The following is a 10,230-nucleotide window of genomic DNA, read 5'->3' as shown; positions in this document are numbered from 1 at the left end:
GATCATGTGGATGGTGCCGTCCGTAAGCCCACGCTGGAGCTGCTGACGCTGGCCCGCCGTATCGGTGAGCCCGTCGCGGTGGCGCTGGGCAGTGGTGCCGCGGACACCGCCGCCACGCTTGCCGAGCATGGTGCGGTGAAGGTATTGACGGCGGATGCCCCGGAGTTCGCCGAGTACCTTGTCGTGCCGAAGGTGGACGCGCTCCAGGCCGCTTTTGACGTGGTGTCGCCGGCTGCTGTGCTGCTGCCGTCCTCGGCGGAGGCCAAGGAGATCGCGGCGCGTCTCGCGGTCCGTATCGGCTCGGGTGTCATCACCGACGCCGTCGACCTGGAAGCGGGCGAGCAGGGTCCGGTGGCCACGCAGGCCGCGTTCGCCGCCTCGTACACCACGAAGTCCCGTGTTTCCAGGGGTGTTCCGGTGGTCACGGTGAAGCCGAACTCGGCGGCCGTGGACGCGGCTCCGGCGGCCGGCGTGGTCGAGGCGCTGGCGGTGTCGTTCTCGGAGCAGGCCACGGGGACGAAGGTCGTCTCCCGTACGCCGCGTGAGTCGACGGGGCGTCCGGAGCTGACGGAGGCCGCGATCGTGGTCTCGGGTGGCCGGGGTGTCAATGGTGCGGAGAACTTCGCGGTGATCGAGGCGCTCGCGGACTCGCTGGGTGCTGCGGTGGGTGCCTCGCGGGCGGCGGTGGACGCGGGCTGGTACCCGCACACCAACCAGGTCGGGCAGACCGGTAAGTCGGTCTCGCCGCAGCTGTATATCGCGTCGGGTATCTCGGGTGCGATCCAGCACCGGGCGGGGATGCAGACGTCGAAGACGATCGTCGCGGTCAACAAGGACGCGGAGGCGCCGATCTTCGATCTCGTCGACTACGGGGTCGTGGGTGACCTCTTCGACGTCGTGCCGCAGCTGACCGACGAGGTCAACACCCGCAAGGGCTGACCTCCACCCGCACCACGCTCCAACGGCCCGGGGCCGCACGGTGAACACACCGCGCGGCCCCGCACCGTTTCCGATCACCATTGACGCGGGTACGGCGGCCTTATAACTTCACTATACGGATTGTTGATTCCGGGAAGCGGAAACAACGAGAGTGTGGAGGGTGCGGAAATGGGTCAGCAGGAGAAGGTGGCGACGAGTCTCGCCGGAGCGGTCAGCGACGGGATCAGCGCCTCCCTCACGGAGGTGGACGCCGAACTCGTCCGCCGCTACCCCGGCGACCCCGGGACCCGTCAGCCCGTCCACACGGTCTACGTACCGGGGGACACCTTCACCGCCGGCACCATCCGTTCCTGGGGCGACCAGGCGCTGCAGGCGCTCGACGAGCACGCCCCCGACGCGTCCTCCCTCGCCGCGGTTCTCGGCATCCCGGACGAGCTCGCCGGGGCCGTCCACGACCGGGTACGCGCCAAGCTGGAGCGGGAGCCCGTCGAGGACCTGCGGATCGACTTCGAGGACGGCTACGGCCCCCGCTCCGACGCCGAGGAGGACGAGGCCGTCGCCCGCGCGGCCCGGCTGGTCTCCGAGGCGTACACGAACGGCACGGCCGCCCCGTACATGGGCATCCGGATGAAGTGCATGGAAGCCGCCGTACGGGACCGGTGCATCCGTACCACGGACGTCTTCCTCACGGGTCTCATGGAGGCGGGCGGCCTGCCCGAGGGGCTCGTCCTCACCCTGCCCAAGGTGACGTACCCCGAACAGGTCACCGCCTTCGTCCAGCTCCTCGAAGCCTTCGAGAAGGCGCACGGTCTGCCCGCCGGACGGATCGGCTTCGAGATCCAGATCGAGACCAGCCAGTCCATCCTGGCCGCCGACGGCACCGCCGCGGTCGCCCGGATGATCGACGCGGCGCGGGGCCGCGCGACCGGTCTGCACTACGGCACGTTCGACTACAGCGCCTGCGTCGGAGTCAGCGCCGCCTACCAGGCCAGCGACCACCCGGCGGCCGACCACGCGAAGGCCGTCATGCAGGTGGCCGCCGCCGGCACCGGTGTACGGGTCTCCGACGGCTCGACCAATGTCCTCCCCGTAGGCCGGAGCGCGCAGGTCCACGAGGCCTGGCGGCTGCACTACGGACTCACGCGGCGCGCTCTGGCGCGCGCCTACTACCAGGGCTGGGACATGCACCCGGCCCATCTGCCGACCCGTTACGCGGCCGTCTACACCTTCTACCGCGAGGGCCTGGAGCAGGCCGCGGCCCGGCTCGCCGCCTACGTGGCCAAGGCGGGCGGCGACGTGATGGACGAACCCGCCACCGCCAAGGCGCTCAGCGGCTACCTGCTGCGCGGCATCGACTGCGGAGCGCTGGACACCGCAGAGGTGGCCCGGCTGACCGGGCTGACCCGCGCGGACCTGGACGCCTTCGCCTCACCGCGGCGCGGCGGGCTGACGGTCACCGCGCCGTAGCCGGTACCGCCTGCCGGACTGCGGCCGCCGCTCAGGACGGCCGCAGTTCGCCCGAACCGCGTGCGATGAGCCTGGTGGGCAGCTCCACCCGTACCGGGGCGTGGTCGGCGCCGTCTAGGCGGCGGAAGAGGTGTTCGGCCGCGGTACGGCCGACGGCCGCGGCGTCCTGGGAGATGACGGTGATACCGAGCAGGTCCGCGAGTTCGATGTCGTCGAAACCGACCAGGGCGACCGGGTGCTCCCGGTCGGCCAGGACCCGCACCACGGTCACCGTCACGCGGTTGTTGCCCGAGAAGAGCGCGGTGACCGGCTCCGGTCCCGACAGCATCGTCTCGGCCGCCAGACGGACCCGCTCGGGTTCCGTCGAGCCCAGGGAGACCCAGGAGTCCCGCACGGTTATCCCGGCGTCCGTCATGGCGGTGTGATACCCGCGCAGCCGCTCCGTGGCGGTGTGGATGCGGGGCTGGTCACCGATGAAGCCGATCCGGCGGTGACCGTGCGCGATCAGATGGGCGACGCCCTGACGGGCGCCGCCGAAGCTGTCGGAGAGCACCATGTCGGCATCGATCCGGCCCGCCGGACGGTCCACGAAGACGGTCGCGATGCCGGCCTTTATCTCCTGCTCCAGATAGCGGTGGTCGTCGCCGGCCGGGATCACGATGAGCCCGTCGACCCGGCGCGCGCACAGCGCGAGGACGAGCTCCTGCTCACGCTCCGGGTCCTCGGCGCTCGAACCGTTGATGAGCAGGGCGCCGTGCGCGCGTGCGACCTCCTCCACGGCGCGGCTCAGCGGCCCGTAGAAGGGGTCCGCGAGGTCCTCCAGGACGAGGCCGATGGAGGCGGTGCGGCCCTTGCGCAGCACCCGCGCGCTGTCGTTGCGGCGGAAGCCCAGCGCGTCGATGGCCTCCTGCACCCGGCGCTCGGTGTCGGGCGTGACGCCCGGCTCGCTGTTGACCACCCGGGAGACCGTCTTGAGTCCCACTCCGGCGCGCGCGGCCACGTCCTTCATGGTCGGCCGGTTGCCGTAACGGGGCTCGGGGTGACGGGTGGTCTCGGCCACGGTGCGCTGTCCTGTCGTCGGGTGCGGGCGGTCCGGCGGGGCCACGGAGGATACCGCGTGGGGGGTGCCGGAGGCTGTGGCCTTGAGCATAGGCCCTGGACAACGTTGTCAGCTGAATGGAGACTATGCAGACTATTCACTGAAGCCGCAGGTCCCACTGCCTCACCATCCGGAGCCCACACCGATGCATACCGACCTCGTAGCCGCGCTGGACATCGGCGGCACCAAGATCGCCGGAGCGTTGGTCGACGGCAACGGCAAGCTCCTCGTGCGCGCGCAGCGCCCGACGCCCGCCCGCGAGAGCGGGGACAAGGTGATGGAGGCGGTCGCCGACGTACTCGCCGAGCTGACCTGCTCCCCGCTGTGGGGACGGGCATCGGCCGTCGGGATCGGCAGCGCCGGTCCCGTGGACGCCACCGCCGGGACGGTCAGCCCGGTCAACGTGCCCGGCTGGCGCGACTTCCCGCTGGTGGAGCGGGTGAGCCGGGCGACCGGCGGGCTGCCGGTTGAGCTGGTCGGTGACGGGGTCGCGATGACCGCGGCCGAGCACTGGCTGGGCGCGGCCCGCGGCTACGACAACGCGCTGTGCATGGTCGTCTCGACCGGCGTCGGCGGCGGGCTCGTCCTCGGCGGCACCCTCCGCCCCGGCCCGAGCGGCAACGCGGGTCACATCGGCCACATCAGCGTCGACCTGGACGGCGATCCCTGCCCGTGCGGTTCGCGCGGCTGCGTCGAGCGCATCGCCAGCGGCCCCAACATCGCCCGCAGGGCCCTGGAGAGCGGCTGGCAGCCCGGTCCGGACGGCGACACCTCCGCCGCCGCGGTCGCGGCCGCCGCGAGGGCGGGGGACCCGCCGGCGGTGGCCTCCTTCGAGCGGGCCGCGCAGGCCCTGGCCGCGGGCATCGCCGCGACGGCCACCCTGGTCGAGATCGACATCGCGGTGATCGGCGGGGGAGTGGCCGGTGCGGGCGACGTCCTGTTCGCCCCGCTGCGCAGCGCCCTGCGCCGCTACGCCACGCTCTCGTTCGTCCAGCAGCTGACCGTGGCGCCCGCGGTCATGGGCAACGACGCCGGACTGGTGGGCGCGGCCGCCGCGGCGTTCGCGGTGCGCACGGGCACGGACGGGGTGGTACCGGTCTAAGGACTGTCGCGTGGTGGCCAGGGCGGGCGCCCTCCGTGTGGAGGGTGCCCGCCCTCCCGGTCAGCAGGTGATCCGGAGATCCCCCCAGTCCGCGTGGTCGGAGTCGTCGCCGTCCCCGCCGTCGGTGACGACGAGACGGACGACCTGCGCGCCGGTCACGTCCGCCGAGACCGGCTGCGCCGGCATCGCGTTGGTCAGCACCCCGGTGGAGGCAGCCTTCTTGCCGTCCGCCCAGATCTCGAAGGCCACGCTCCCCTTGGCGCCCTTCTCGTCGTCCACGCCGACCCGGGCCGTCACGGCACTGCACGCGCCGCCCGCGTAGTACTCGACGGTGCTGGCCGCGTGCACGCCCAGTCCCTTCGTGTACACCTCGCCGCCGACGGTGAGCGGGTTCCCGTCGCCCGCCGCGCTCTCACCGTTGCTGGTGTCCTTCTCGACCGGTCCGTAGCCGTTGGAGGCGGACAGCTGCGGCAGATCGCTCAGATAGCCGCCGCCGGCCGGTGGCGGTACCACCACATGGGCCTGGAAGGGCACCGAGGACCGGACCCGCTTCCCGGTGGGAGAGCGGTACTTCGCGGCGAGCGTCAGGTCGTAGGTGCCGGTCGCGGTGCCGGCCGGGGGTGTCACCCGCCAGCGCGTGGTCAGTGCCCGTCCGGTGGGCAGCGCGGCGGCGGTCGTCGCGGAACCGGCCTTGACCTTCCAGCCCGACGGTCCGGTGAGGGCCGCCGAGACGTTCAGGGCGGGGGTGCGGCCCAGGTCGGTGACCGTGGTCGTCAGCTCGGCCGTACGTCCGGCCTGGACCAGGGGGCTGCCCTTCAGGCCCAGTTCGGTGGCCGGGGGATGCGAGGCCCACGCGCCGCCGGCGGTCACGCGCAGCAGTACGGTGCCATGCGCCGGAACGGTCGCCGAGATGTCACCCGCCGTGTTGTAGTCCGTGTGCTCCCACAGGTCGCGCATGGTGTACCCGGCCGCTCGCGGCAGGCCCGCAGCCGCTGCCGTCGTCGAGATCCGCTGTGCGCTCCCGGTCTCGTTGAACAGTGCCACCGCCCGGCTGCCGTCCCGCAGTTCCTTGGCGACGACCCAGCGCCCCTCGTCGGAGGAGAGCACGGTTCCCTGCTTGCCCAGCGGGTCCTGGTCGACCGCGATGACCTCGTGGTTGGAGAGGATGTCGAACGTCTCGGGCGTCGCCTTGCGCAGATCGGAGCCGATGAGCAGTGGCGCGGCCATCACCGACCACATGGAGAAGTGGGTGCGGTACTCGGTGTCCGTCATCCCGCCGTTCCCGACCTCCAGCATGTCGGGGTCGTTCCAGTGCCCCGGTCCCGCCGCGGAGGCCAGCGGCAGGTTCTGCTTCATGATCGACAGCATGCTGCTCCAGCTGTCGTTGATGTCGCCCGTCGTGCGCCAGAGGTTGCCGAGTTCCGCGGCCCATTCCCAGGGCTTGTTCTCCCCCCATTCGCAGATGCTGTAGACGATGGGCCGACCGGTCGCGGCAATCGCGTCCCGCATCGTCGTATAGCGCTCTTTCGCGTCGACGCCCTGGTTGTTGCAGTTGTCGTACTTGAGGTAGTCGACGCCCCAGTCCGCGAACTGCTGTGCGTCGCTGTACTCATGGCCCAGCGCGCCGGGAAGTCCGACACTGTCGCAGGTCTTCGTGCCCGCGCTGGTGTAGATGCCGAGCTTCAGGCCCTTTGAGTGGACGTAATCCGCGACGGCTTTGATGCCGTTCGGGAAACGCGTCGGATCGGCCTCCAGTTTGCCGTCGGCATCGCGCTGCGGGACGGCCCAGCAGTCGTCCAGATTGATGTACTGGTAGCCGGCGTCCTTGAGGCCCTTCTCGACGAAGATGTCCGCGATGCCCTTGACCATCGTCTCGTTGAACTCGGCCCGGCAATGGGTCGAGTTCCAGTTGTTGAACCCCATGGGCGGTGTGAGAGCGAGACCGTTGTCCGCCTTCGCGCCCGCCGCTCGCGGCGGGGCGGGCGCGGGTCCCGGGGAGTCCGCGGCGGCGGGGAAGGCGATACCCGCCGCGCACAGAAGGCCTGCGGTCAGTGCTCCGACGACTCTGCGCAGGCCTGTGCGGGTTGTACGGGCTGGAAGATGACGCATCGTTACGTTCCTCCGGACTCGTGCCAAATCACGTGACGGCATGTGCACGCCAATACGAGCGATTACGTTAGAGCGTGTTGAAGTATGTTGGAAGAGGGGTGATGTCGTTTGTTCTGTATCCCGTCAACGCCCTTGACCGGCACCGTGGACTCTGATTCCCGGGGACTGTCCGGCGGGCGGACAGACCCCGAACGAGTCACCCGGGCCCGCCGACCGGGCAAGTTGTCAGTGGTCGGTGCGATCCTGCTGCTATGGACGAGATCATGCGGCGGCGCGTGTACGGCGCCGATCACGACGACCCCGACCCGGGGCCCAGGCCGGGGCGTGTCTACCGGGAGCTGGTGGGCGGCCCGCTAGACGGGCTGCTGCTGGACGTCACGGGCTGGACGGAGGTCGCCCTCGCGGACGGCTCCGCCCTGATCACCGAGATCGGCTCCTACGGGGCGGGCGGCAGGGCCGAGTACGGACCGAGGCCGGACGAGCCGTACAAGTGGGACTGGAGGGGCGACACGCCCTGAGGGGCATGACGTGTTCCGCGCGTTCCCGGCCGCCCTGCCCCGCCGCTCCGGCACCCGGGCGGCCCGGTGCTCAGCGGCCCCGGTCCGGATGCTGCTGACCCACGACGACCAGGAACGCGTCCCGCTCCAGATCCATCACGACCTCCGCCGCGACACCCTCGCCGCGGCGGGCCGCCGCGAACTCCTCGGCCGGCCAGCTGCCCCGCGGGCCCCCTGCGGGGAACTGCTCAAGCACGGTGCGAAGCACGGTCCACCCCCTGTCGTTCGTTCTGCTGTCCGCTCCAACGACGTCCGGGCGGTCCCCGTCACGGCCTGCGCGGACGCCGCTCCCCGTGCTCCGGGACGTCCACGGAGGCCATGAAGGGCCGCGTTCGTACAACGGCGTCGCTCCGAACGGGTTTTCGCGGCAGGGTGATGCGGGCAAGCCACAGGGGGCAACGGAAGAGGGGGAAACGTGATCGTCTGGGTCAACGGCGCGTTCAGCGCGGGGAAGACCAGCGCCGCGCGCGAACTGATCGATCTGATCCCGAACAGCACCTTCTACGACCCGGAACTGACCGGCGCGGGGCTGCGCGGTCTGCTGCCCCAGAAGAGGCTCGCCGAGGTGACCGACTTCCAGGACCTGCCGATCTGGCGGCGTCTGGTGGTGGACACCGCGGCGGCCCTGCTCGCTGAGGTCGGTGGGGTACTGGTGGTGCCGATGACGCTGCTGCGACAGGAGTATCGCGACGAGATCTTCGGAGGGCTCGCCTCCCGGCGCATTCCGGTGCGCCATGTGCTGCTCTCACCTGAGGAAACGATCCTGCGGCAACGGATCGCCGACCGAGTGGAAGCCGACGACGACCCCGAACGCAGCGAACAGGTCCGCCAGTGGGCGTACGAGCACATCGGACCCTACCTGTCGGCGCTCGACTGGATCGCCGGGGACGCCCACACCATCGACAACAGCGCCCTCACTCCTCGGGAGACCGCTGTACGGATAGCCGAGGCCGTGCACAGCGGGACCGCCCCGGCCTGCGGGATCGTGCAGACACCCGACCCGACCGCGGAGACCGTCGCGGCCGGTGTGCTGCTCTTCGACGAGGAGGGCCGGGTGCTGCTCGTCGACCCCACCTACAAGCCCGGCTGGGAGTTCCCCGGCGGCGTCGTGGAGTCGGGCGAGGCGCCGGCCCGTGCCGGGATCAGGGAGGTCGCGGAGGAGATAGGGATACAGCTCGAACGAATACCGAGACTGCTGGTCATCGACTGGGAGGCGCCCGAGCCGCCCGGCTACGGCGGACTGCGGCTGCTCTTCGACGGGGGCCTGCTGCCGGACCGGGACGCCGAGCGGCTGGTGCTGCCCGGTTCCGAACTGCGCGACTGGCGGTTCGTCACCGAGGAGGAGGCGGCCACGATGCTGCCGCCCACCCGTTACGAACGACTGCGCTGGGCGCTGCGTGCCCGCGAGAAGTCGGCCGTGTTCAACCTGGAGGCCGGAGTCCCGGTGGGCTGAGCCCCGAGGTGATCCGTGCGGCGCACGTACGCGGCGGACACCCGTCGCGTACGTGCGCGCCGCGCGTGCCCCGCTCAGGCCTTCTTGGAGGCGGCGTAGTTCCGCAGGAACAGCGCCTCTGCCACCGACATCCGCTCCAGCTCCTCGGGCGACACGCTCTCGTTCACCGCGTGGATCTGTGCCTCTGGCTCGCTCAGCCCGATCAGCAGGATCTCCGCCTCCGGGTACAGCTCGGCGAGCGCGTTGCAGAGCGGGATCGAGCCGCCCATGCCGGAGGACTGCATCTCCTCGCCCGGATACGCCACCCGCATGGCGTCCGCCATCGCCGTGTACGCCGGGCTGGAGACGTCGGCGCGGAAGGGCTGCCCCTGGCCGACCTGCTCGACCGACACCCTGGCACCCCACGGGGCGCGCGACAGGAGATGTGCGGTGAGCAGCTTCGTCGCCTCGTCGGCGTCGCCGCCCGGCGGCACCCGGAGGCTGATCTGGGCGCGCGCGCCCGACTGGACCGAGGGCGTCGCGCCGACGACCGGCGGGCAGTCGATGCCGATCACCGTGACGGCCGGCCGCGCCCAGATCCGGTCGGCGACCGTACCCGTGCCGATCAGTTCCACCCCGTCCAGCACCTTCGCGTCCTTGCGGAAGTCGGCCTCGGGGTACTGGAGACCGTCCCACTTCGCGTCGGTGGTCAGGCCGTCGACGGTGGTCGTGCCGTCCTCCGCGCGCAGCGACGCGAGCAGCTGGATCATCGCGGCCAGCGCGTCCGGCGCGGCGCCGCCGAACTGCCCGGAGTGCAGGTTCCCTTCGAGGGTGTCGAGACTCACCCGCAGCATCGTCATCCCGCGCAGGGTCGAGGTGACCGTCGGCAGACCGGCGCGGAAGTTGCCGGTGTCGCCGATCACCACGGTGTCCGCGGCGAGCAGCTCCGGATGGGCCTGCGCGTACTGTTCCAGGCCGCCGGTGCCCTGCTCCTCAGAGCCCTCGGCTATCACCTTCACGGAGACCGGTACCCCGCCGTTCGCCTTCAGGGCGCGCAGCGCGAGGAGGTGCATGACGAAGCCGCCCTTGCAGTCGGCGGAGCCCCGGCCGAACCAGCGGCCGTCGCGTTCGGTCAGCTCGAACGGCGGGGAGAGCCAGGCGGACTCGTCGAGCGGCGGCTGCACGTCGTAGTGCGCGTAGAGCAGCACGGTGGGCGCTCCGGCCGGACCGGGCAGGAAGCCGTAGACGGCCTTGCTGCCGTCCGGGGTGTCGAGCAGGGCGACGTCCTGGAAGTCCTCCTCGCGCAGCGCCCCGGCGACCCACTCGGCCGCCGCGTCGCACTCGCTCCTGGGATACACCGCGGGATCCGCCACCGACTGGAAGGCCACCAGCTCGGTGAGCTCCGCCTTGGCGCGGGGCATCAGTGAGGCGATGGTTTCGGAAATCGGATGGGCGGTCATGGGCACGCTCCTAGCAGGTGCGACGTTATGTCTACGAATCCGCGTACTTGAACGCCGCGAACGTG

The 10,230-nt window shown here is 71.1% G+C and carries 9 protein-coding genes; 5 read left to right on the top strand and 4 right to left on the bottom strand.

The window, feature by feature from the left end; translation table 11 throughout:
* Positions 1-939, top strand: a 939-nt coding sequence (locus ACZ601_RS15265) for an electron transfer flavoprotein subunit alpha/FixB family protein (protein ID WP_469537578.1), incomplete at its 5' end; no start/stop codon positions are given.
* Between the two features lie 168 nt (positions 940-1,107).
* On the top strand, positions 1,108-2,406 hold the full coding sequence (locus ACZ601_RS15260) for a DUF6986 family protein (protein WP_469537576.1): 1,299 nt from the start codon (positions 1,108-1,110) through the stop codon (positions 2,404-2,406).
* Positions 2,407-2,437: 31 nt separating this feature from the next.
* Here the strand turns inward: ACZ601_RS15260 and ACZ601_RS15255 are convergent, their stop codons facing one another.
* Positions 2,438-3,466: a LacI family DNA-binding transcriptional regulator gene (locus ACZ601_RS15255; RefSeq protein ID WP_440577390.1), complete on the bottom strand. Its 1,029-nt coding sequence runs from the start codon at positions 3,464-3,466 to the stop codon at positions 2,438-2,440.
* 184 nt (positions 3,467-3,650) lie between these two features.
* Here ACZ601_RS15255 and ACZ601_RS15250 point away from each other — a divergent pair, with 184 nt between their 5' ends.
* The gene (locus ACZ601_RS15250) at positions 3,651-4,607 is read left to right on the top strand and encodes an ROK family protein (RefSeq protein ID WP_440577391.1); all 957 of its coding nucleotides are present in this window, start codon (positions 3,651-3,653) and stop codon (positions 4,605-4,607) included.
* A 60-nt stretch (positions 4,608-4,667) separates the two neighbouring features.
* On the opposite strand, the gene ACZ601_RS15245 is transcribed toward ACZ601_RS15250, so the two are convergent.
* Positions 4,668-6,716 (bottom strand): NPCBM/NEW2 domain-containing protein, encoded by a 2,049-nt coding sequence (locus tag ACZ601_RS15245; RefSeq protein ID WP_469537571.1) that lies wholly within the window; start codon positions 6,714-6,716, stop codon positions 4,668-4,670.
* A gap of 251 nt (positions 6,717-6,967) precedes the next feature.
* Here ACZ601_RS15245 and ACZ601_RS15240 point away from each other — a divergent pair, with 251 nt between their 5' ends.
* Complete coding sequence (locus ACZ601_RS15240) at positions 6,968-7,234, top strand: MDR/zinc-dependent alcohol dehydrogenase-like family protein (protein WP_440577393.1); 267 nt, start codon at positions 6,968-6,970, stop codon at positions 7,232-7,234.
* A gap of 70 nt (positions 7,235-7,304) precedes the next feature.
* On the opposite strand, the gene ACZ601_RS15235 is transcribed toward ACZ601_RS15240, so the two are convergent.
* Positions 7,305-7,481 carry a hypothetical protein gene (locus ACZ601_RS15235; RefSeq protein ID WP_469537569.1) on the bottom strand — a complete coding sequence of 59 codons (177 nt, stop codon included), beginning with the start codon at positions 7,479-7,481 and terminating at the stop codon, positions 7,305-7,307.
* Positions 7,482-7,688: 207 nt separating this feature from the next.
* Between ACZ601_RS15235 and ACZ601_RS15230 the strand changes: the two genes are divergently transcribed.
* Positions 7,689-8,726 carry an NUDIX hydrolase gene (locus ACZ601_RS15230; protein ID WP_469537564.1) on the top strand — a complete coding sequence of 346 codons (1,038 nt, stop codon included), beginning with the start codon at positions 7,689-7,691 and terminating at the stop codon, positions 8,724-8,726.
* 74 nt (positions 8,727-8,800) lie between these two features.
* On the opposite strand, the gene ACZ601_RS15225 is transcribed toward ACZ601_RS15230, so the two are convergent.
* The gene (locus tag ACZ601_RS15225) at positions 8,801-10,165 is read right to left on the bottom strand and encodes a M20/M25/M40 family metallo-hydrolase (RefSeq protein ID WP_469537561.1); all 1,365 of its coding nucleotides are present in this window, start codon (positions 10,163-10,165) and stop codon (positions 8,801-8,803) included.
* Positions 10,166-10,230 lie beyond the last annotated feature (65 nt).

Source organism: Streptomyces sp. NPDC104307 (genome assembly GCF_055584045.1).
This window is presented reverse-complemented; position numbering and strand designations above follow the sequence as displayed.

Excerpts from the sequence above, each read along its gene's own strand:
- ACZ601_RS15260 (WP_469537576.1), top strand. The coding sequence starts at position 1,108 with ATGGGTCAGCAGGAGAAGGTGGCGACGAGTCTCGCCGGAGCGGTCAGC.
- ACZ601_RS15250 (WP_440577391.1), top strand. The coding sequence starts at position 3,651 with ATGCATACCGACCTCGTAGCCGCGCTGGACATCGGCGGCACCAAGATC.
- ACZ601_RS15245 (WP_469537571.1), bottom strand. The coding sequence starts at position 6,716 with ATGCGTCATCTTCCAGCCCGTACAACCCGCACAGGCCTGCGCAGAGTC.
- ACZ601_RS15240 (WP_440577393.1), top strand. The coding sequence starts at position 6,968 with ATGGACGAGATCATGCGGCGGCGCGTGTACGGCGCCGATCACGACGAC.
- ACZ601_RS15225 (WP_469537561.1), bottom strand. The coding sequence starts at position 10,165 with ATGACCGCCCATCCGATTTCCGAAACCATCGCCTCACTGATGCCCCGC.